Here is a 21,506-nt window from a genome sequence, read left to right on the forward strand (position 1 = left end):
CGGGCCGCGCTCGGCCGGGTCACCGCCGCCCGGCGTCCGGCCGGCGGGCCGGCCCGGGCCCGGGGTGGTCAGGCGAACCGGTCGTCGCCGCCGACCCGCGCGCCGCGGGCCCAGTCGCCCGCGGTCATCAGTCTCTTGCCCTGCGGCTGGACCTCGCCCAGCTCGACGGGGTGGGTGGCCGTGCCGACCAGGACGGTGTCCTTGCCCGCGGCGATCGCCCCGGGCGGGAGCGGCTCGGCGGACGGCACGGGGCGGACCGGGCCCAGCTTGACCCGCTGCCCGCGGAAGGTGCTCCACGCGCCGGGACCGGGGGTGCAGGCGCGCACCAGCCGGTCGACGCGCATGGCGGGCGCCGACCAGTCGACCTGCGCGTCGGCCACGTTGACCTTGGGGGCGACGCTCACCCCGTCGAGGGGCTGCGGGCGGGCCTCCAGGGTGCCGTCCGCGACGCCGTCGAGGGTGGCGGCCAGCAGCTCGGCGCCGGAGACGGCGAGCCGGTCGAGGAGGGTGCCGCTGGTGTCGTCGGGCCGGATCGGCTCGGTGACCACGCCGTAGACGGGCCCGGCGTCGAGCTCCTTGACGATCTGGAACGTCGAGGCGCCGGTGATCTCGTCACCGTGCAGGATCGCGTGCTGGACCGGGGCGGCTCCGCGCCAGGCGGGCAGGATCGAGAAGTGGAGGTTGATCCAGCCGAGCCGGGGCACGTCGAGCGTGGCCTGCGGCAGCAGCGCCCCGTAGGCGACCACGGGGCAGCAGTCGGGCGCCAGCTCCGCCAGCCGGTCGAGGAACTCGGGAGCGCCGGCCTTCTCCGGGCGCAGCACCTCGATCCCCGCCTCCTCCGCCAGCTCGGCCACCGGCGAGGGGTGGACCTTGCGGCCGCGGCCGGACTGGGCGTCGGGCCGGGTGACGACCGCGACGACCTCGTGCCGGGGGGAGTCGATCAGGGTGCGCAGGGACGGCAGCGCCGTCTCGGGTGTGCCCGCGAAGACCAGGCGCATCGTCACAGCGCCTTTCCGCCGGTGGCGTGCGGCGAGAACCGCACCGTGGGGGCCGACAGGCCGCTCCACTCCGCCTCGCGGATCGCCTTCATGGCGAGCTTGCGCTGCTTGGGGTCCATCCGGTCGATGAACAGGATGCCGTCGAGGTGGTCGGTCTCGTGCTGGAAGCACCGGGCCATCAGGTCGGTGCCCTCGAGGACGACGGGCTCGCCGTGCATGGTGAAGCCCTTGGCGACGGCGCGGATGGCCCGCGGCGTCGGGAACGACAGGCCGGGGAAGGACAGGCAGCCCTCCTCGCCCTCCTCGTCGAGCTCGGCCGACAGGTCGAGGTCGGGGTTGATCAGGTGGCCGAGCTGGTCGTCCACGTAGTAGGTGAACACCCGCAGCCCGACTCCGATCTGCGGGGCGGCCAGGCCGGCCCCCGGCGCGTCGATCATCGTGTCGGTGAGGTCTTTGACCAGCTTGCGGAGCTCCTTGTCGAAGTCGACGACCGGTGCCGCCGGGGTGGTCAGCACCGGGTCTCCGAACAGCCGGATCGACTGGATCGCCAAAGGGTCACTCCGTTTCGTCGGTGGGTCAGCCCAGTTTAGTGTGCGCGAGGGAGCGCGCCTTCATCGCGGCTTTACGGGCTGCCTTGACGACGGCCGGATCGTCGTGGGCGGTGGCGAGCATGTCGAGGACGGCGATCGTGTCGGGGTGGCCGACGGCCGGCATGTCGTCGATGAGCCGGATCAGGTCCTCGCCGGGCTCCGGGGTGTCGAGCCGCCCGGCCGCCTGCCCCGACAGGTGCATGAGGGCGGCGAGCGAGTCGACCGCGAGCCAGGTGTGGTCCTCGGCGCTGAGCGCGGGGGCGTCGAGGTCGCGGATGTGCAGCCAGGACGCGGCGTAGCGGCGGGTCAGCGGCAGGCCGAGCGCCTCGCGCAACGGCGCCTCGGCCTCGGGGCCGAGCTCCTCGAGGATGGCGCCGACCGCTCCCCGCTGGCCGGCGGTGCCGTCGGCGGCGATCCGGACGAGGTCGCGGGCGGCCTGCTCGGGCGGGCGGCGTTCGAGCCAGCCCGCGACGGCGCTCTGACTGGCCGTGCCCTTCACCAGGGCCTCGACCAGCTCGGCGGCCGACAGGTCGGCGAAGACCTCGACCTCGGCGGTGGTGGGCGCGTCGTGGCCCTCGCGCAGCAGGTCACGGCGGATGGCCCACACGCCGAGCGGGGTGAGCGCGGTGCGGCCGGAGCCGGTCTGCTCGACCAGCCCGCAGTAGCCGAGCAGGGACAGCGCCTCCAGCAGCTCGGCGGGCAGCGAGGCGGCGAGCCGGCGCATCGGGACGGCGCCGGGCTCGCAGGCGACCTCGTGGGACTGCAGGATGCCGCGGGCGAGGTTGGCGACGGCGACGCCGGAGCGCACGGAGTAGACGGTGGCGAGCATCTCGGCGAGGTGCTCGTCGACCACGGCGGAGCCGGTCAGCCCCTCGTCGGCCCGGTCGAGCACGTCCATGACGACGCCGTCCCAGAACTCCAGGGTGGCCTCGGCCGTGAGCCGCAGCGACAGCGGGCCGCGCGACGCCTGGCCGCGCATGATCCGGAGCAGGCCGGTGTTGACGGCGACGATCCACACCAGGCGCAGCCGCGCGGGGTCGAGGCCGAGCTCCGCGGCCGCCGCGGCCGCGTCGGGCTCGGTGAGCAGCCCCTCGGGTGTCACGGCGCGGCTGCCGGTCCAGCTCGTCAGCCGGATGGCGTCGGCGACCAGCGGCACGGTGGGGACCTGCGCGGCCAGCTCGGCGTCCGGCGCGAGCAGGACCGGAGGGAACGTCAGCGCCTCATGGTCGGCGCGCGTCTCCTGCGGCGGCCGGGCGGGCACCACGGCCTGCTCATCGATCAGCTTGCGCAGCTCGGCGAGGTCGTAGACGTTGTTGGCCACCCACGAAACTTACTGCACACCGGTCACAGGGGCGTACTCATCTGATGGCCCGGGAGCGGGCTTTGAAGGCGGCCTTGCGCGCGGCCTTGGCGACGGTGGCGTCGGCGAGGGAGCGTCCCAGCAGCTCCAGGACCTCGACCACGTCGGGGTGGTCGACCTGCCACATCTCCTCGATGAGATGGGCGGGCGGTCCGGAGGCCGCCATGTTCTCCGAGAAGACGTCGGGATCCTCCTCGGCGGCCGGCAGGGCGAGCGCCAGCATGTCGACGCTGACCCAGAGCAACTCCTCCTGGGTGAGCGAGGGGGCAGGCAGCCCGCGGGCCGCCAGCCAGTGGATGGCGTGCGGCCGCAGCTCGGGCTCGTCGAGGCCGCCGCGCACCGCGGTCTCGGCCTCGACGCCGAGTTGGTCGACGATGGTGACCGCGATGCCGCGGGCCACGGCGGGCGCGCCCGAGGCGGCGCCGAGCAGCTCGGCGGCGGCCTCGGCCGGGCTACGGCGGCCGAGCCAGCGGGCGATGTCGTCCTCGGCCACCTCGGCCGGCACGCCGTCGAGCAGCCCCTCGATGAGGCCGGTGGCGTCGGCCTCGGCCAGGTCCGGGGCCTGGGGGGCGTCGATGCCGAGGGTGAGGTAGTGCTCGCGCAGCGCCCACACGGCGAGCGGGGTGAGCCCGGCGTCGTCGCCGGTCACCTCGACCAGGCCGCACCAGGCGAGCCGGTCGAGCGTGGCGGTGACGTCGGTCTCGCCGCCGTCGGCGGCCTCCTCCAGGTATTCGCCGACCACGGCGATGGGCACGCGGGTGCGGACCCGGTAGAGCATGTCGAACAGGTCGTACAGCTCGTGGTCGGTGTCGGCGCTGCCGGTGACCGCGCCGCCGGTGTCGTGCTCGACGAGATGGGCCACGATCCGGGCCCACTGGCGCAGCGTCCCGCCGGGCTCGTCCGGCCCGCCATGCCCGTCCGGCCCGCCCTGCTCGTCCGGCGGCTCGGCGTCGAGGAGCCGGCGCAGGTCGGCGACCAGGTCGTAGTGCGGGCCCGGTCCGCGCAGCTCGGCCCAGAGCGGGACGTCCGCGAGGCCGGCCAGCAACTCCTCGGGCGAGGCGGTGCGTACGGCGGGCAGCGGCGAGCAGCCGGGGCACTCGCAGGGTGCCTCCCCCAGATCGGGCACCTCGCCGGACGGGATCGTGATCGACTGCTCCAGCGACTCCGGCCCGATCGAGCTGAACAGGCTCTTGGCCATGCCGAAGTTGGCCTCGTCGGCGAGCGCCTCCGGCAGCCGCGGCTCGATGTCGGCGATCCGCTCGCGCATGGCGGCCGCGGTGCGGCCGCAGACCTGGCCTGTGTCCTCCAGGTGGTCGACCAGCGTACGCGCGGCGGCCACGGTCTGCGGGGCGCTCTCGGGCGGGGCGATGACCTTGCGGGGATAGATGGACAGCAACAGTTCGTCGAAGGTCTCGGGAGTGAAGTCGCCCGGTTCGTCGACGTTCAGGTAGTCGCTGGCGTAGTCGCAGAGCAGCCGGACCTCGTCCGCGTCCACCTCGACGCCCCGCGCCCGGCCCCAAGCACGCAGGTCGTCGATGGCCTGGTTCACCCATTCGATCGACACAGAGGCACGCTAACGGCTGGCTTACAGATGAGCGAATCGGGGATCTCGGCTAGATCAGGTCGAGAGGGTCAACACTCACCTTCACCACATCGGGTGCCTTGCGCGCCGTGCGGACGCCGACGGCGCCCTTGAGCGCCGCCGCCAGGGCCGCTCCCTCGGCGCGGGGGACGCGGATCATGGCGCGTTCCTGCCCGCCGTCGTCGACCGGCACGGGCCCGAGCACCTGGGCGGCGGCCGGCAGCCGCGCCTCGTCGAGCATCTGCCGGACCGCGGCGGGCAGGCCGGTGAGCGTCGCCATCCGCACGGCGGGCGGGAAGCCCAGCTCGGCGCGGTCGGCCAGCTCGCGTTCGGCGTAGGTGACCGGGTCCCAGCGCAGCAGGGCCTGTACGGCGGGCACCGCGGCGTCGGCGAGCACGACCAGCTCGGCGGCGGGCCGCAGCAGGGCCGCGGCGTTCATCCAGCGGCGCAGCGCCTCCTCGGCCGCCCGCAGGTCGGCCCGGCCGAGCAGGGCCCACCCGTCGAGCAGCACGGCCGCCGCGTACCCGCCCTCGGCCACCGGCTCGGCTCCCGGCGTGGCCACGACCAGCGCCCGGGTGGCGGGCACGGTGGCGAGCACGCCGTCACGGCCGGAGGTGCGCACCGGGACGGACGGGAAGGCGCGGCCCAGTTCCTCGGCGGTGCGGCGGGCGCCGACGACCACGGCACGCAGCCTGGGACTGCCGCACCGCGCGCAGCGCCAGCCGGGATCCACCCGGCCGCACCAGCGGCAGTAGGGGGCCGCGTGCCCGGCCCGCAGCGCGAGCGGTCCGTGGCAGCTTCCCGGCGGCCCGGCCCCCTCCGTCCCACCGGGTGCCGGGACGGCCGCCTCCGGCACGACGAGGCCTTCCCGGGGGCTTCCGCTCCTGGGCGGCGTCTCGGGCGCGAGCAGACCCTCCTGAGGGCTTCTCCTCCCCGAGAAGGGAAGCGCCTCGGGCACGGCGAGCCGGCCGGACCCGCCGGCCGTGTCCGGCCCGTTGCCGGCGCCCGGCCCGGCGTACCGGCCGCCGGACCCGACCGCGGCGCCCGGCCCGTCGCCCCCGCCGTCCGCCGTGCCACGGGCACCGGACGCGTCCCCCGCACCGGGCACCGTACCTTGAGCGCCGCGCGCACTCCCCGGACCGGCCGACGGCCCTTGAGCGCCGCGCGTGCTCGCCGGGACGAGGGCGGCACCACGGGCGTCTTGCGCCTTCCCCCCGCCGGGTGTTGTGCCCTGCGGGTCTTCGGACCCGTGGCCGGGGTACGGGACCCCGGAGCGGGTGGGCGGGAGCGCGCACCTGGCCGGTGCGCGGCAGTGCTGGCAGGCCACGGCGGGCAGATAGCCGCGCCGGGGCACCTGGACGAGCACCGGGCCGGTCTCCAGCCCCTGGCGCAGGGCCCGCCAGGCCACGCTGGGCAGCCGCGCCGCCCTGGCCGCCTGGTCCTTGGCCAGCTCGGCGTCCTCTCCGGCGGGCCGCACGCGCGGCGCCCGGCTCCTGATCGTCTGCCGGGCGGCGACGATGGGCCGCGCCCAGCGGGTGGCGATGAGCTGGGTGGCCTCGGCGGTGCGCGTGTAGCCGCCGACGAGCACGGCCGCCCCGGACCGGTGCGCACGCAGCGCCAGCACCTCGCGGGCGTGCGGGTAGGGCGCGAGGCGTTCGGCGTGCAGGTCGTCGCCGTCGTCCCAGATCGCCACCAGCCCGAGGTCCGCCACCGGCGCGAACATCGCGGCCCGGGTCCCGACGACCGCCTTCACCTGGCCGCGCAGCAGACGTAGCCACCGGCGGTAGCGTTCGGCGGGGCCGAGGTCGGCGGTGAGCGCCACGTGGGCGCCCGGGCCGAGCACCCGGGTCAGCGCGGCGTCGGCCAGCGCCACGTCCTTGCCGTCGGGGACCACGACGACCGCTCCCCTGCCGCCCTCCAGGGTCGCCCGCACCGCCTCGGCCACCGGCCCGGGCCACCCTCCGGCACCGGGCAACGCCTGCCAGACGGCGCGGGGCGCCCTGCCGTTACGCAGCGCGTCCAGGAAGGAGGCCCCCATCGGGTACGCACCCCACTCCCCCGCGTCAGGCGGACCGCCGGCGGGAGCCGGACCGCCGGGGCCTGCCGCGCCGTCCTCGGCCGTGGTGTGGCCGCCTCCCCGGCCGGCCACCCCGGGATCGGCCCCCTCACCCTCGGCCGCGGCCTCCCTGGCCACCCCCTCGTCGGCCGGACCGGTTCCCGGATGACCGGGCGCCGTCGCAGTGTGCGCCGTCACAGTGTGCGCCGTCACAGTGTGCGCCGCCGCGGTGGGCGCCGCCGCGGTGGGCGCCGCCGCGGCCTCGCCGGGATGATCCGTGGGGGTGGCCGCCGGCGTCTCCGCCTCGGCCTTGGCGTGGCGCGGGGGCACGGCCAGGCGCAGCACGTCGGCGAGCGTGCCGGCGTAGCGGTCGGCGACCGCCCTGGCCAGCCCGGCGATCTCGGGCGTCAGCACCCGTTCGGGCGAGGTCACCCGCTCCAGAGTCGCGAGCCTGCCGGGATGGTCGCTCTGCTCGACGCGCTCCAGGAGGAACCCGTCGACCAGCTTGCCCGCGAAGCGCACCCGCACCCGCACTCCCGGCTGGGCGCTCTCGTGCATCGAGGCGGGCACCAGGTAGTCGAACGGCCGGTCGAGATGGGGCAGGGGGTTGTCCACCGCCACCCGGGCCACCGGCAGCGCCGGCGCAGGCTCCGGGGCCCCCTTGAACGGCGCCGCCGCGGGCCGCACGGCGTCGAGCGGCAGGAGGGCGTCGTCGGGGTGGGTCACGCCCTAGGTCTACCAGAAGCCGTCACCACGCCATGCCCGCGCACCGGCGTTCGCCGAGGTGGCGACCACAGGTCCCGCCACCGGCGCCGCTTTGAATCATGCGACCGCGCAGCCGTATCCTTGGCTCGCCTCGCCTCGCCTCGGGCCGACCGCCCGGCGGCCGGAGCCGTCCCCCTCGAACAGGACCCCCATGCCGCGCATCAGCACCTCCATCGACATCCAGGCCGCGCCCGAGCGGGTCTGGGCCGTGCTCACCGACTTCGGCGCCTACTCCGGGTGGAATCCGTTCATCAGGGAGGGCTCGGGGCAGGCCATCGTGGGCAGCACGCTCACGCTGCGCATGTTCCCCAAGAACGGCAAGCCGATGACCTTCCGGCCGACGGTGCTCACCGCGGAGCCGGGCCGTTCGCTGCGCTGGAAGGGCAGGCTCATCGTGCCGGGCGTGTTCGACGGCATCCACGAGTTCGAGCTGACGCCGGCGGGCACGGGCACCCGTCTCGTGCAGAGCGAGGACTTCTCCGGCATCCTCGTTCCGTTCCTCGGCAAGATGATCAAGGACACCGAGGACGACTTCAGGGCCCTGAACGAGGCGCTCAAGAAGCACCTGGAGAGCTGAGCGCCCGGACGCGCGGATGCCGCAGCCCCGGACGGGGTGCGGCATCCTGCGGCGACAGGCTCAGAGACCGGCGGCGGTACGCAGCGCCTCGGCACGGTCGGTCGACTCCCAGGAGAAGCCCTCGCGGCCGAAGTGACCGTAGGCGGCCGTCTCGGAGTAGATCGGGCGCAGCAGGTCGAGATCGCGGATGATCGCGGCCGGGCGCAGGTCGAACACCTGCAGCACCGCGTCCTGGATCTTCTCCACCGGCATCCGCTCGGTGCCGAAGCACTCGACGAACAGGCCGACCGGCTGGGCCTTGCCGATGGCGTAGGCGACCTGGACCTCACAGCGATCGGCCAGCCCGGCGGCCACGACGTTCTTGGCGACCCAGCGCATGGCGTAGGCGGCCGAACGGTCGACCTTGGACGGGTCCTTGCCGGAGAAGGCGCCGCCACCGTGGCGGGCCATGCCGCCGTAGGTGTCGATGATGATCTTACGGCCGGTGAGGCCGGCGTCGCCCATGGGACCGCCGATCTCGAAGCGGCCGGTCGGGTTGACCAGCAGCCGGTAGCCCTCGATGTCGAGGTCGAGGCCCGCGAGCACCGGGTCGACCACGTGCTCCTTGATGTCGGGCGTCAGCATCTCGCGCAGGTCGATCTCGGCGGCGTGCTGGGTGGAGACCACCACGGTGTCGAGGCGGACGGGCTTGTCGCCGTCGTACTCGATCGTGACCTGCGTCTTGCCGTCGGGACGGAGGTAGGGCACCGTGCCGGACTTGCGGACGTCCGCCAGGCGCTGCGCCAGACGGTGGGCCAGCATGATCGGCAGCGGCATCAGCTCGGGCGTGTCACGGCAGGCGTAGCCGAACATCAGGCCCTGGTCGCCGGCGCCCTGCCGGTCGAGCTCGTCGGCGTCGCCACCGACGCGGTGCTCGTAGGCGTCGTCCACGCCCTGCGCGATGTCGGGCGACTGCGCGCCGATGGACACCGAGACGCCACAGGAGGCGCCGTCGAAGCCCTTGTGGGAGGCGTCGTAGCCGATCTCCAGGATCTTCTCGCGGATGACGCCCGGAATGTCGACGTAGGTCTCGGTGGTCACCTCGCCTGCGACGTGAACCTGGCCGGTAGTGATCAGCGTCTCGACGGCGACCCGGCTCTTGGGGTCGTCCTTGAGCATGGTGTCGAGAATCGCGTCACTGATCTGGTCGGCGATCTTGTCCGGGTGGCCCTCGGTGACCGACTCGGAGGTGAACAGGCGACGTGACAACTCAGTGGCTCCTCATGCAGCGGCTGCTGACGGATGTGCGGCTCCGGCTGGTGGTCAGGCCAGGGCCTCGCCGAAGTCTAGCCCTACCCGGCGGTCCATCGCGAAACCGCCACACCCTACGGACATTGTGGGTCTCACAGGTGGGGCAGGGGATCCGGGGGAAGCGTCTCGGGCGCGAAGACCTCCGCGTCGGCCGCCGCGACCACGGCGGCGTACTCCTCGTCGAACTCCAGCGCCATCGAGCCGAGCTCGATGATCGGCCCGGGGCCCCTGATGATCGGGCCGAGCCTGGTCTGGCGCGGGAAGCTCGCGTGGACCGACACGGGTCTGTCGCTGCGCAGCACCCTGGTGGCCAGCACCGAGATGCCGCCACCGGTCACCACGACGAGGAAGCCGGCCCCTCGGGGCGGGCCGGCCGAGACGGCGGGGAAGACGTAGCGGATCTCCTCCCGCGTGCCCAGCAACGTCCTGCAGCGATCCCTGACAGCGGAACTCACCGGCATTGGTCCCCCTTCGTGCCCAGTATCCGCAGGCATCCGGGGGGCTGCAACAGCCGGCGACGCCGGTGTTCGCGGCGAGGGGCGGCGGGAGGTGACCGGTCAGGCGAGGCGGGCGGCGACGAGGTCCCAGACGGCGTCGGCGACGTCCTCCTTGGGACCGCGCGGCACCTCGACCGGCTCGCCGCCGGCGACGAGGACGGTGGCGGCGTTGTCGGCGGTGCCGAACGCCAGGCCGGGGCCCACCTGATTGACGACGAGCAGGTCGCAGCCCTTGCGGGCGAGCTTGGCCTGGCCGTTGGCGAGCACGTCGTCGGTCTCGGCCGCGAACCCGACGATCACCTGCGACGGGGTGCTGCGGCGCGCGCCCAGCTCGGCCAGGATGTCGGGGTTGGTCACCAGGTGGATGGGCTCGGGCCCGCCGGCGTCCGACTTCTTGATCTTGGAGTCGGAACGGGTGGCGGGCCGGAAGTCGGCGACTGCCGCGGCCATCACGACCACGTCGGCGCCGCCCGAGGCGGTGAGCACGGCTTCGCGCAGCTCGGCCGTGGACTCCACGCGGACGACCGTGGCCCCGGCGGGGTCGGGCAGCGCGACGTTGGCGGCGACCAGGGTCACTTCGGCGCCGCGGGCGGCGGCGGTGCGGGCCAGCGCGTAGCCCTGCAGGCCGGAGGAGCGGTTGCCGATGTAGCGGACCGGGTCGATGGCCTCGCGGGTGCCGCCGGCGGAGATGACCACCTTGCGCCCGGCCAGGTCGCGCGGGCGGCCGCTCAGCACGCGCAGGCAGACCTGGAAGATCTCGGCGGGGTCGGGCAGCCGGCCCGGACCGGTGTCGGCGCCGGTGAGCCGCCCGACGGCGGGGTCGAGCACGATGGAGCCGCGTTCGCGCAGCGTCGCGACGTTGGCCCGGGTCGCGGCGTGCTGCCACATCTCGGTGTGCATCGCGGGAGCGAACACCACGGGGCACCGGGCGGTCAGCAGCGTGTTGGTCAGCAGGTCTCCGGCCAGGCCGTGGGCGGCCTTGGCCAGCACGTCGGCGGTGGCGGGCGCGACCACGACGAGATCGGCGCCCTGGCCGATGCGCACGTGGGGCACCTCGTGCACGTCGTCCCACACGTCGGTCGTCACCGGACGGCCCGACAGGGCGGCCCAGGTGGGCTCGCCCACGAACCGCAGGGCGTCGCGGGTCGGCACGACCCGCACCTCGTGCCCGGACTCGGTGAACAGGCGCAGCAGCTCGCACGCCTTGTAGGCCGCGATGCCCCCGCTGACGCCAAGGACGACCTTCATCGAAGGGGTCAGACCGCGCCTTCGATGGGCTCGGCGTTGAGCAGACCTTCGGAGACCTCGCGCAGCGCGATGGACAGCGGCTTCTCCTGGGCATGCGTCTCGACCAGCGGCCCGACGTACTCCAGCAGGCCCTCGCCGAGCTGGGAGTAGTAGGCGTTGATCTGGCGGGCACGCTTGGCGCCCATGATCACCAGGGAGTACTTGCTGTCGACGATGTCGAGCAGCGCGTCGATCGGCGGGTTGGTGATGCCCTCCGCGACCGGGGCAATGCCTGCCACGATTGTCAGACCTCTCGGTTGGTGGTTGTCGTGACCCCCAGAGGGTCAGTCATCAAGGCTATCAGCCGATGGCACACGTCTTGGACGTTCGTGTTGACCAGGGTGAGGTCGAACTCTTTCTCGGCCGCCATCTCGATCCGCCCCGCGTCCAGGCGGCGGGCGATGACGTCCTCGGGCTCGGTGCCGCGGCCACGCAGCCGCTTCTCCAGCTCCTCCCACGAGGGCGGGGCGAGGAACACCAGCAGCGCCTCGGGCATGCTGCGCCGCACCTGCCTGGCGCCTTCGAGGTCGATCTCCAGCAGGGTGGGCACGCCCGCTTCGAGCTTCTCCATGACGGCGCGGCGCGGAGTGCCGTATCTGTTGCCGGCGAACTCCGCCCACTCGAGCAGCTCACCGGCCGCCACGAGCCGGTCGAACTCCTCGCCGTCGACGAAGAAGTAGTGGACCCCGTTCGTCTCGCCGGGCCGGGGTCGCCTGGTGGTCACCGAGACCGACAGCCACACCTCGGGGTGCGCCCGCCGGATCTCGGCGACGACCGTGGACTTGCCGACGCCCGACGGTCCCGACAGGACCGTCAGGCGCCTGCCCTCGGAGGGGAGGAAGTCGCCGACCTTCGTCCCGGCACGGACCGTCTCATGAACCCTTGCACCGCCGGACCGGGACCTGTCGGTCACTTCCTACCCCCCTGCTGAACCCGCGCTTCGTGTGGCTACGAGATTAGCTCTCGTTGCCACCGAACTCGCGCTCGAGGGAGGCCCTCTGGTTCGCGCCGAGGCCCCGCACGCGGCGGGACTCGGCGATGGCGAGCCGTTCCATCAACTGCTTGGCGCGGACCTTGCCCACGCCGGGGAGCGACTCCAGCAGAGCCGACACCTTCATCTTGCCGATGACGTCGTCGGTCTGCCCATCCTTGAGCACCTCAGCCAGAGAAACCGCGCCATGCTTGAGCCGGTTCTTGACCTCGGCACGCTCTTTACGGGCCTTTGCAGCCTTCTCCAGGGCTGCGGCGCGCTGCTCAGGGGTCAGGGGAGGAAGAGCCACGCCGGGTCACCTCGAATTTCTGTCGATGTACTCGGACGGGAAGGGAAACTAGCTGGTCATCGCCCCCTAAGCAACGTCAAAGGCGGTTTCTCCCGCTACAAAATCAACTTCATCACTTTCTGTGAAGGTAAAACTACGGTCAGGTGACCGAATCGCCCTCACTTCCCCGTTCCGGGCCGGGTGAACGGAGGTCCGGGCGAATGGGACGATGATCACATTCCCGCCGATCACTCCCGTCCGAAACCCCGCTCCCACCTGCGTCCCAAACCTTGTGGCATCATGATCGAAGTCGCGTCCGGGCGGCGGCTGTGCCATGATTTGATCTTGTACGCGGGGCGTCCCGGCGTGCTGTCCGCGATCTTGTCGTCGGACCGCCGCGCGCGGGCGGCGGAGACCTTGGGCGGGGGTCCGGCCGTCGTCCGTCCGGGCGTGCCGCGGCTCGGTGTGGGGTGAGCGCGGCGGGCCCGGCCCGCGCACCGGCCCCGCCCCTTCGCGAACGTCACGGGGGTACGGGCGCTGACAGCACGGAGGCGGGCTTCACACCGGCCCGGCGTGAGCGATCACAAGGCCGTGCTCGGGCCGTGGCCGGTCCACCCCGTCCACCGACGGCGGGTGGCGACGCCGACGCCCGCGGGGACGTCCAGAGAGCCAGGCCCACAGGACAGCCCGAAGCAGCGTCGGCGCTCATGGAGGACCTGGTGGCCGTCCTCGGACGGGTGGCCGACCCCGCACGGGCGACCTACCCCGGACGGGGTGGTCGGGTCAGGACGAGCGACCGGCCCCGCACGGGTGGCCGACCCCGCACGGGCGACCGACTCCGGACGGGGTGGTCGGGTCAGGACGGGTGGCCGACCCCGCACGGGCGACCGACTCCGCACGGGGTGGTCGGGTCAGGACGTGGTGCGGCGGAGGGCGGCGGCGATCGAGGCGGCCGCCGCGCCCGGGTCCGGGGCGCCGGTGATGGGCCTGCCGATGACCAGCAGGTCGGCGCCGTCCGCGAGCGCCTGCTCCGGCGTGGCCACGCGCGCCTGGTCCTGCGTGTCGGCCCCCGCCGGCCGGACCCCCGGCGTGATGAGCGTGATGTCCGGCCCCACCTCGGCGCGGACCGCCGCGACCTCGTGGGGGCTGCAGACGAGCGCCGTGGCCCCCGCCTCCACCGACATGGCGGCCAGCCGGCGCACGGCGTCGGCGGCGGGCCCCTGGAGGCCGATGCGGCCGAGATCGGCCTCCGTGAGCGACGTCAGGACCGTGACCGAGGCGATCTGCGTGTGCGGCGCCGCCTCCACCGCCGCCCTGATCATCTTCGGCCCTCCGGTGGCGTGCACGGTGAGGATGGCGGGCCGGAGCCGGGCGACGGCCCTGGCGGCGCCCGCGACGGTGTTGGGGATGTCGTGCAGCTTCAGGTCGAGGAAGACGCGCACGCCGCTGGCCCCCCGTACGGAGGCGATCACGTCGGGGCCGTAGCGCAGGTAGAGCTCCAGGCCCACCTTGACCGTGCTGACATGCGGGGTCACCAGCCCGGCCCACCGGGCAGCGGTCTCCAGGTCGGGTGCGTCGAGGGCGACGGCGATGGGTGCGGGCGTCACGGGGAGCTCTCCTCGGAGTCGACGAGCAGGTGCCGGGGGGCGCTCCCCGGCGGGCGGTGGGCCAGGCCGACGGCGTCGGCCAGCCGCTGGAAGCCGCGCGTCTGCAGCAGGTCCTCGAGCTCGCGCTCGATGCGCAGGCACGCGTACGGGTCGTGGAACAGCGCCGTCCCGACCCCGACCGCGCAGGCGCCGGCCAGGATGAGCTGGAAGGCGTCCGCGCCGGTCATGACGCCGCCGACGCCGATCAGCGGCACCCCGGGCAGCGCGGCGTGCACCTGCCACACGCACCGTACGGCGATGGGCAGGACGGCGGGCCCGGACAGCCCACCGGTCACGGCGGCGAGCGAGGGCCGCAGCGCCTCGGTGTCGATGGCCATGCCGAGCGGATTGTTGATCATGGACAGGGCGTCGGCCCCGGCGTCCACGCAGGCGCGGGCCACGGCGACGATGTCGGCCACGTCGGGGGCGAGCTTGGCGACGACCGGCACGTCGTAGCGCATGATGGACCGCACCGAGGCGATCACCTCGGCGGCGGCGCTGCCCTCGCGGGCGAAGACCCGGCCCCGGTCCTCGATGTTCGGGCAGGACAGGTTGACCTCCAGCGCGGTCACGCCGGGGGCGTCGGCGAGCCTGCGGGCCAGCTCGGAGTATTCGGCGACCGTGCCGCCGCCGATGGAGACGATGGTCCTGATGCCGCGCTGGGCCAGCCAGGGCAGCTCGCGTTCGAGGAAGGCGTCGATGCCGGGGCCCTGCAGGCCGACGGCGTTGAGCATGCCGGAGGGGGTCTCGGCCATGCGCGGCGTGGGGCGGCCGGCGCGCGGGGCCATGGTGATGGACCGGGTGGCCAGCGCGCCCAGCCGGTGCAGGTCGAAGAACTGGGCGAGCTCGCGCCCGGACGCGGCGCAGCCGGCGGCCGTGGTGATGGGGTTGGCGAGCTCCACGTGTGCGAGGAACGTCCGCATGTCCACCGCCATGTCACGCCACCGCCGCACACGCCGCGGCGCCGTACGGGACCGGGGAGGCGGGGGTGCGGGTGGTGCGCGTCACGGACGGCCGGTACGGCTCAGCCCGCATGGCGAGCACCGCCCCCGGGCGCGCCGAGGGCGTCGAACGGGATGGTCCCGACGTCCTCGAACCGCACCCGCTCCCCCCGGAACACCGGCCCCTCGGCGCAGGCGCGCACCATCCTGGTCGCCCCGTCGTCGCCGATGACCGGGATGACGCACGTCATGCACACCCCGATCCCGCAGGCCATCGACTCCTCCACCGCCACCTGCACCGGGATGTCGAACTCGATCGCCACGGCGGTGACCGCCCGCAGCGTCTCCATCGGCCCGCAGGCGTAGACGGCGTCGGCCCGGGTGTCCGCGATCACCGACGGCAGCGCGTCGGCGACCTTGCCGCGCAGGCCGAGCGAGCCGTCCTCGGTGGTGAGCGTGGTGGTCTCGGCCATCCGGCGGGCCCGCATCGCCCCGAACACCCGGTCGGCGCTGGCGCCGCCCAGCAGGAAGTCCACCCGGCAGCCGCGTTCCATGAGCGCGTCGGCCACCGGGAACAGCACGGCCGAGCCGTACTCGGCGCCGACGAGCACGCAGTGCACGGGGTCGCGCGGCAGCGGGAACGGCCGCCCCAGCGGCCCGACCAGGTCGAGCGTGTCGCGGGCGCGGCGCTCGGCCAGCCAGGCGGTGCCGGGGCCGCGCACGGTGAAGACGAGCTCCACCGTGCCGCCGTAGTCGGGCTTGACGTCGTGGACGGTGAGTGCGCGCCGGGTGATCATCGACGTGTGCGCTCCCCCGACCGCGACCGACACGAAGTGGCCGGGACGGTAGCGCTCGGCGATGCCGGGCGCCACCACGGTCAGCGCATGGTAGGCGTCGACCCGGCGCGTCGTCAGCACCGTGCCCGTCACCTGCACCGGTGTGCCGGCCAGTCTCCTTCACCTCCCGCGGGAGCTATCCCCGAAGCGCCCGTGCGTGCTCCTGGAGAGACCGTACGCCGACGTCGCCTCGCATGATGGCCTGGATGCCCGCGGCGGCCGCGGCGAGTCCTGAGACCGTGGTGATGCACGGGACGCCGCGCAGCACCGCGGCGGTGCGGATCTCGTAGCCGTCGAGCCGGGGGCCCGACTGGCCGGGGCTGCCGAACGGCGTGTTGACGATCAGGTCGATCTCGCCGTCCAGGATGCACTGCACGACCGTCGGCTCACCTCCGGGTCCGGGTCCCTCGCTGTGCTTGCGCACGATCTTGGCATGGACGCCGTTGCGGCGCAGCACCTCGGCCGTGCCCTCGGTGGCCAGGATCTCGAAGCCGAGGTCGGCCAGCGCCCGCACCGGGAAGATCATGGCCCGCTTGTCGCGGTTGGCCACCGACACGAACGCCCGGCCCTTGGTGGGCAGCTCGCCGTAGGCGCCGGCCTGCGACTTGGCGAAGGCGATGCCGAAGAACTCGTCGATGCCCATGACCTCGCCGGTCGAGCGCATCTCGGGCCCGAGCACGATGTCGACGCCGCGGAACCGGTTGAACGGCAGCACCGCCTCCTTCACCGCGATCGACGCCTCCAGCGGCAGCGTGCCGCCGTCGCCGGTGGCGGGCAGCATGCCCTCCTCGCGCAGCGAGGCGATCGACGCGCCGAGCATCACGCGGGCAGCCGCCTTGGCGAGCGGCACCGCCGTCGCCTTGGACACGAACGGCACGGTACGGCTGGCGCGGGGGTTGGCCTCCAGGACGTACAGGACGCCGGCCGACATCGCGTACTGGACGTTGAGCAGCCCGCGCACGCCGACGCCGCGGGCGATGTCCTCGGTGGCGGCGCGGATGCGCTTGATGTCGTGACCGCCGAGCGTGATGGGCGGCAGCGCGCACGCCGAGTCGCCGGAGTGGATGCCGGCCTCCTCGATGTGCTCCATGACGCCGCCCAGGTAGAGCTCGGTGCCGTCGTAGAGCGCGTCGACGTCGATCTCGATGGCCTCGTCGAGGAACTTGTCGACCAGGACCGGGTGGCCGCCCTCCTGGCCCGCCATGTAGCGGGCGAGGGTCTCGTCGTCGTAGACGATCGCCATGCCGGCGCCGCCCAGCACGTAGGAGGGGCGCACGAGCACCGGGTAGCCGATGTCCTGGGCGACGGCCAGCGCCTCGGCGACGGTGGTGGCGGTGCCGTGGCGTGGAGCGGGCAGCCCGGCCTCGGCCAGCACCCGGCCGAACGCGCCGCGCTCCTCGGCGAGGTGGATCGACTCGGGCGAGGTGCCGACGACGGGCACGCCCGCGTCCTTGAGCGCCTGCGCCAGGCCGAGCGGCGTCTGCCCGCCGAGCTGCACGATGACGCCCGCGACGGGGCCGGTCTGCTGCTCGGCGTGCACGACCTCCAGGACGTCCTCCAGGGTGAGCGGCTCGAAGTAGAGCCGGTCGGAGGTGTCGTAGTCGGTCGAGACGGTCTCGGGGTTGCAGTTGACCATGACGGTCTCGAACCCGGCCCGCGACAGCTCGAAGGAGGCGTGCACGCAGGCGTAGTCGAACTCGATGCCCTGGCCGATGCGGTTGGGCCCGGAGCCGAGGATGATGACCTTGGGCCGCTCCCCGAGGGGGACCTCGGTCTCCTCGTCGTAGGTGGAGTAGAGGTAGGGCGTCTTGGCGGCGAACTCGGCGGCGCAGGTGTCGACCGTGTTGTAGACGGGCCGCACGCCGAGCGCGTGGCGCAGGTCACGCACGCGGGCCTCGTCGAGGCCGCGGATCTCGGCGATCTGCGCGTCGCTGAAGCCGTGCCGCTTGGCCCGCTCCAGCACGGCCTGGGTGAGCTCGGCGGCCTCGCCGAGGGCGCCGGCCTCCTCGTGCAGGAGGAAGAGCTGGTCGAGGAACCACGGGTCGATGCTGGTCGCCTCGAACAGTTCCTCGGCGGTGGCGCCCGCCCGGATGGCCTGCTGCATGGTGCGCAGCCGCCCGTCGTGCGGGGTGCGGCAGGCGGCGAGCAACTCGTCCTTGGCGAGCTCCTCGCCGGGCGCCCAGGAGAACGACGAGTCTGACTTCTCCAGCGACCGCAGCGCCTTCTGCAGCGCCTCGGGGAAGGACCGGCCGATGGCCATCGCCTCGCCGACCGACTTCATGTGGGTGGTGAGCGTGCGGTCGGCGCCGCGGAACTTCTCGAAGGCGAAGCGCGGCACCTTGACGACGATGTAGTCGAGGGTCGGCTCGAAGGAGGCCGGGGTCTCCTTGGTGATGTCGTTGGGGATCTCGTCGAGGGTGTAGCCGACGGCCAGTTTGGCGGCGATCTTGGCGATCGGGAAGCCGGTGGCCTTCGACGCCAGGGCCGACGAGCGCGACACCCGCGGGTTCATCTCGATGACGATCATGCGGCCGGTGCGCGGGTCGACGGCGAACTGGATGTTGCAGCCGCCGGTGTCGACGCCGACCTCGCGGATGACCGCGATGGCCACGTCGCGCATGTTCTGGTATTCGCGGTCGGTCAGCGTGAGCGCGGGGGCCACGGTGACGCTGTCGCCGGTGTGCACGCCCATCGGGTCGATGTTCTCGATGGAGCAGACGATGACGACGTTGTCGGCCTTGTCGCGCATGACCTCCAGTTCGTACTCCTTCCAGCCGAGGATCGACTCCTCCAGGAGCACCTCGGTGGTCGGGGAGGCGTCGAGCCCGGCCCCGGCGATGCGCCGCAGGCCCTCCTCGTCGTAGGCGAACCCGGAGCCGACGCCGCCCATGGTGAACGACGGCCGCACGACCAGCGGGTAGCCGAGCTCGCCCGCGGCGGCCAGGACCTCGTCCATGGAGTGGCAGATGACCGAACGGGCCGACTCGGCGTTGAGACCGTGCTCGCGGGCGACCTTGGCGACGATCTCCTTGAAGCGCTCGCGGTTCTCGCCCGCCTGGATGGCGTCGAAGTCGGCGCCGATCAGCTCGACCTCGTAGCGGTCGAGGACGCCCGACTCGTGCAGGGCGACCGCGGTGTTGAGCGCGGTCTGCCCGCCCAGGGTGGGCAGCAGCGCGTCGGGCCGCTCCTTGGCGATGATCTTCTCGACGTACTCGGAGGTGATGGGCTCGACGTAGGTGGCGTCGGCGAACTCGGGGTCCGTCATGATCGTCGCCGGGTTGCTGTTGACGAGGATCACGCGGAATCCCTCGGCGCGCAGCACGCGGCAGGCCTGGGTGCCGGAGTAGTCGAACTCGCACGCCTGCCCGATCACGATCGGCCCGGAGCCGATCACCAGGACCGACCTGATGTCCTCACGCTTGGGCACGGCTCATGACCTCACAGAACTCGTCGAAAAGGTAGGCGGCGTCGTGCGGCCCGGCCGCGGCCTCGGGGTGGTATTGGACGCTGAACGCCCGCCCGTCGAGCAGCCGCAGGCCCTCCACGCAGCGGTCGTTGAGGTTGACGTGGCTGACCTCGGCCGGGCCGAACGGGGTGTCGAACGGCCCGTCGAGCGGCGCCTCGACGGCGAACCCGTGGTTGTGGGCGGAGATCTCGACCTTGCCGGTGCGCACGTCCTGGACGGGCTGGTTGACCCCGCGGTGGCCGTAGCGCAGCTTGTAGGTCGACAGGCCGAGGGCGCGGCCGAAGAGCTGGTTGCCGAAGCAGATGCCGAAGAACGGCACCTTCGCCTCCAGGACACTCCGCAGCGCCGAGACGTCGGCGGTGGCCGGGTCGCCGGGCCCGTTGGAGAAGAACACGCCGTCCGGCCGGACCGCCATGATCTGTTCGTACGTGGCGGTGGCGGGCAGCACGTGCACCTCGCAGCCGCGCTCGGCCATGCGGTGCGGGGTCATGCCCTTGATGCCGAGGTCGACGGCCGCGACCGTGAAGCGCCTGGCGCCGATGGCGGGCACGACGTACGGCTCGGTGGTGGCGACCTCGGCGGCCAGGTCGGCGCCGGCCATCGCGGGCGCCTGGCGGACGCGCTCGACGAGGGCCTCCACCGGCTCGGCGGGCGCGCTGAAGATGCCGGCGCGCATGGCGCCGCGCTCGCGCAGGTGGCGGGTCAGGGCGCGGGTGCCGGGCATGGCGATGCCGACGACGCCCTGCTCCTTGAGGTAGTCGTCGAGCGAGCGGTCGGCCCGCCAGTTGGAGACGATCCGGGACGGCTCACGCACGACGTAGCCGGCGACCCAGACACGGCCGGACTCGGGGTCCTCGTCGTTGACGCCGGTGTTGCCGATGTGCGGGGCGGTCATGGCGACGATCTGGCGGTGGTAGGACGGGTCGGTGAGGGTCTCCTGGTAGCCGGTCATGCCGGTGTTGAAGACCATCTCGCCGAACGTCTCGCCCGCGGCGCCGTACGGGGTGCCGCGGAACACCCGCCCGTCTTCGAGCACGAGCAGCGCGTCGGTCACGTGAGCTTCCCTTCGAGAACGGTGGCCCTGCCGCGCAGGAAGGTCGCGACCACCCGGCCGGGCAGCGTCATGCCCTCGTACGGGGTGTTGCGGCTCTTGGAGGCGAAGGCGGCGGGGTCGACCGGCGTGCGGCCGGAGGGGTCGTAGAGGGTGAGGTTGGCCGGGGCGCCCACCGCGATGGGCTGCCCGTGCCCGGGCAGGCGGCCGATGCTCGCCGGGGCGGCGGACATGCGGTCGGCGACGCCCGCCCAGTCGAGCAGGCCGGTGTCGACCATGGCCTCCTGGACCACGCTGAGCGCGGTCTCCAGGCCGACCATGCCCATGGCCGCGGCCGACCACTCGGTCTCCTTGTCCTCGACCGGGTGGGGGGCGTGGTCGGTGGCGACGATGTCGATCGTGCCGTCGGCCAGCGCGGCGCGCAGCGCCTCGACGTCGGCGCGGGTGCGCAGCGGCGGGTTGACCTTGTAGATGGGGTTGTAGGCGCCGACCGGGGAGTCGGCGACCAGCTCGTCGGTCAGCAGCAGGTGGTGCGGGGTGACCTCGGCCGTGACGTTCCAGCCCTTGGACTTGGCCCAGCGGATGATCTCGACGGAGCCGGCGGTGGAGACGTGGCAGACGTGCAGCCGGGAGCCGACGTGCGCGGCGAGCAGGCAGTCGCGGGCGATGATCGCCTCCTCGGCGACCGCGGGCCAGCCGGTCAGGCCGAGCCGGCCGGAGACGACGCCCTCGTTCATCTGGGCGCCTTCGGTGAGTCTGGGCTCCTGGGCGTGCTGGGCGACGACGCCGTCGAACGCCTTGACGTACTCCAGGGCGCGGCGCATGAGCACGGCGTCGCTGACGCACTTGCCGTCGTCGGAGAAGACCCGGACCCGGGCGGCGGAGTCGGCCATCGCGCCGAGCTCGGCGAGCTGCCGGCCCTCCAGGCCGACGGTGACGGCGCCGACCGGCTGCACGTCGCAGTGGCCGTACTCGCGGCCGAGCCGCCACACCTGCTCGACCACCCCGGCGGTGTCGGCGACGGGCGAGGTGTTGGCCATGGCGTGCACGGCGGTGTAGCCGCCGCGGGCGGCCGACTGGGTGCCGGTCTGCACGGTCTCGGCGTCCTCGCGGCCGGGCTCGCGCAGGTGGGTGTGCAGGTCGACCAGGCCGGGCAGGGCGACGGCGCCGCCGCCGTCGACCACGTCGCCGGCGCCGCCGGTGTCGCTGCCGGCCAGGCCGGGCGCGATCTCGGCGATGAGGCCGTCCTGGACGCGGATGTCCACCGGTTCGCCGCCGAGAACCCGCACGTTCTTGATGATCATC

At 73.5% G+C, this 21,506-nt stretch carries 18 protein-coding genes; 1 reads left to right on the forward strand and 17 read right to left on the reverse strand.

The features are described 5' to 3' along the window. Window positions 1–68: 68 nt before the first annotated feature. The 5 genes from fmt to FHU36_RS02705 are packed head-to-tail and all read right to left on the reverse strand — an operon-like array spanning window position 69 to window position 7,312. Window positions 69–998, reverse strand: a complete 930-nt coding sequence (gene fmt / locus FHU36_RS02685; protein ID WP_185084570.1) for a methionyl-tRNA formyltransferase — start codon at window positions 996–998, stop codon at window positions 69–71. Window positions 999–1,000: 2 nt separating this feature from the next. Further along, the gene (gene def / locus FHU36_RS02690) at window positions 1,001–1,549 is read right to left on the reverse strand and encodes a peptide deformylase (RefSeq protein WP_185082222.1); all 549 of its coding nucleotides are present in this window, start codon (window positions 1,547–1,549) and stop codon (window positions 1,001–1,003) included. A gap of 25 nt (window positions 1,550–1,574) precedes the next feature. Further along, window positions 1,575–2,909 (reverse strand): hypothetical protein, encoded by a 1,335-nt coding sequence (locus FHU36_RS02695; protein WP_185082223.1) that lies wholly within the window; start codon window positions 2,907–2,909, stop codon window positions 1,575–1,577. A 37-nt stretch (window positions 2,910–2,946) separates the two neighbouring features. Then, complete coding sequence (locus FHU36_RS02700; RefSeq protein WP_185082224.1) at window positions 2,947–4,512, reverse strand: hypothetical protein; 1,566 nt, start codon at window positions 4,510–4,512, stop codon at window positions 2,947–2,949. A gap of 49 nt (window positions 4,513–4,561) precedes the next feature. Further along, window positions 4,562–7,312 (reverse strand): primosomal protein N', encoded by a 2,751-nt coding sequence (locus FHU36_RS02705; protein WP_185082225.1) that lies wholly within the window; start codon window positions 7,310–7,312, stop codon window positions 4,562–4,564. Window positions 7,313–7,502: 190 nt separating this feature from the next. Between FHU36_RS02705 and FHU36_RS02710 the strand changes: the two genes are divergently transcribed. After that, complete coding sequence (locus tag FHU36_RS02710; RefSeq protein WP_185082226.1) at window positions 7,503–7,928, forward strand: SRPBCC domain-containing protein; 426 nt, start codon at window positions 7,503–7,505, stop codon at window positions 7,926–7,928. A 60-nt stretch (window positions 7,929–7,988) separates the two neighbouring features. Here the strand turns inward: FHU36_RS02710 and metK are convergent, their stop codons facing one another. The 12 genes from metK to FHU36_RS02770 form a co-directional block, all read right to left on the reverse strand. Then, complete coding sequence (metK, locus tag FHU36_RS02715) at window positions 7,989–9,176, reverse strand: methionine adenosyltransferase (RefSeq protein ID WP_185082227.1); 1,188 nt, start codon at window positions 9,174–9,176, stop codon at window positions 7,989–7,991. A gap of 134 nt (window positions 9,177–9,310) precedes the next feature. Then, a complete protein-coding gene (locus tag FHU36_RS02720) occupies window positions 9,311–9,679 on the reverse strand; it encodes a hypothetical protein (protein WP_185082228.1) in 369 nt (122 codons plus the stop codon). Between the two features lie 96 nt (window positions 9,680–9,775). Continuing rightward, the gene (gene coaBC / locus FHU36_RS02725; protein ID WP_185082229.1) at window positions 9,776–10,963 is read right to left on the reverse strand and encodes a bifunctional phosphopantothenoylcysteine decarboxylase/phosphopantothenate--cysteine ligase CoaBC; all 1,188 of its coding nucleotides are present in this window, start codon (window positions 10,961–10,963) and stop codon (window positions 9,776–9,778) included. An 8-nt stretch (window positions 10,964–10,971) separates the two neighbouring features. Further along, window positions 10,972–11,241, reverse strand: a complete 270-nt coding sequence (gene rpoZ / locus FHU36_RS02730) for a DNA-directed RNA polymerase subunit omega (RefSeq protein WP_101783051.1) — start codon at window positions 11,239–11,241, stop codon at window positions 10,972–10,974. A gap of 5 nt (window positions 11,242–11,246) precedes the next feature. Continuing rightward, window positions 11,247–11,819: a guanylate kinase gene (gmk, locus tag FHU36_RS02735; RefSeq protein ID WP_221495985.1), complete on the reverse strand. Its 573-nt coding sequence runs from the start codon at window positions 11,817–11,819 to the stop codon at window positions 11,247–11,249. Between the two features lie 139 nt (window positions 11,820–11,958). Further along, a complete protein-coding gene (gene mihF, locus FHU36_RS02740; RefSeq protein ID WP_020541698.1) occupies window positions 11,959–12,282 on the reverse strand; it encodes an integration host factor, actinobacterial type in 324 nt (107 codons plus the stop codon). 890 nt (window positions 12,283–13,172) lie between these two features. Continuing rightward, window positions 13,173–13,868 (reverse strand): orotidine-5'-phosphate decarboxylase, encoded by a 696-nt coding sequence (gene pyrF, locus FHU36_RS02745; RefSeq protein ID WP_185082231.1) that lies wholly within the window; start codon window positions 13,866–13,868, stop codon window positions 13,173–13,175. After that, window positions 13,865–14,842, reverse strand: coding sequence for a dihydroorotate dehydrogenase (locus FHU36_RS02750; RefSeq protein ID WP_185082232.1), 978 nt, complete (start codon window positions 14,840–14,842; stop codon window positions 13,865–13,867). The genes pyrF and FHU36_RS02750 overlap by 4 nt, the downstream gene beginning before the upstream one ends. Window positions 14,843–14,931: 89 nt before the next feature. Then, the gene (locus tag FHU36_RS02755; RefSeq protein WP_185082233.1) at window positions 14,932–15,783 is read right to left on the reverse strand and encodes a dihydroorotate dehydrogenase electron transfer subunit; all 852 of its coding nucleotides are present in this window, start codon (window positions 15,781–15,783) and stop codon (window positions 14,932–14,934) included. 37 nt (window positions 15,784–15,820) lie between these two features. Continuing rightward, window positions 15,821–19,111 carry a carbamoyl-phosphate synthase large subunit gene (gene carB, locus FHU36_RS02760; RefSeq protein ID WP_185082234.1) on the reverse strand — a complete coding sequence of 1,097 codons (3,291 nt, stop codon included), beginning with the start codon at window positions 19,109–19,111 and terminating at the stop codon, window positions 15,821–15,823. Further along, entirely contained in the window at window positions 19,098–20,204 is a 1,107-nt protein-coding gene (gene carA, locus FHU36_RS02765; RefSeq protein WP_185082235.1) for a glutamine-hydrolyzing carbamoyl-phosphate synthase small subunit, read from the reverse strand. The genes carB and carA overlap by 14 nt, the downstream gene beginning before the upstream one ends. Continuing rightward, window positions 20,201–21,505, reverse strand: a complete 1,305-nt coding sequence (locus FHU36_RS02770) for a dihydroorotase (RefSeq protein WP_185082236.1) — start codon at window positions 21,503–21,505, stop codon at window positions 20,201–20,203. The genes carA and FHU36_RS02770 overlap by 4 nt, the downstream gene beginning before the upstream one ends. Window position 21,506: the final 1 nt, after the last annotated feature.

This window comes from Nonomuraea muscovyensis (assembly GCF_014207745.1).
Classification (GTDB): domain Bacteria; phylum Actinomycetota; class Actinomycetes; order Streptosporangiales; family Streptosporangiaceae; genus Nonomuraea; species Nonomuraea muscovyensis.

What these genes read in the sequence shown, in the direction of transcription:
- FHU36_RS02710 (WP_185082226.1), top strand. Translation starts at nt 7,503, where the DNA reads ATGCCGCGCATCAGCACCTCCATCGACATCCAGGCCGCGCCCGAGCGG.
- coaBC (WP_185082229.1), bottom strand. Translation starts at nt 10,963, where the DNA reads ATGAAGGTCGTCCTTGGCGTCAGCGGGGGCATCGCGGCCTACAAGGCG.
- FHU36_RS02720 (WP_185082228.1), bottom strand. Translation starts at nt 9,679, where the DNA reads ATGCCGGTGAGTTCCGCTGTCAGGGATCGCTGCAGGACGTTGCTGGGC.
- FHU36_RS02770 (WP_185082236.1), bottom strand. Translation starts at nt 21,505, where the DNA reads ATGATCATCAAGAACGTGCGGGTTCTCGGCGGCGAACCGGTGGACATC.
- fmt (WP_185084570.1), bottom strand. Translation starts at nt 998, where the DNA reads ATGCGCCTGGTCTTCGCGGGCACACCCGAGACGGCGCTGCCGTCCCTG.
- FHU36_RS02750 (WP_185082232.1), bottom strand. Translation starts at nt 14,842, where the DNA reads ATGGCGGTGGACATGCGGACGTTCCTCGCACACGTGGAGCTCGCCAAC.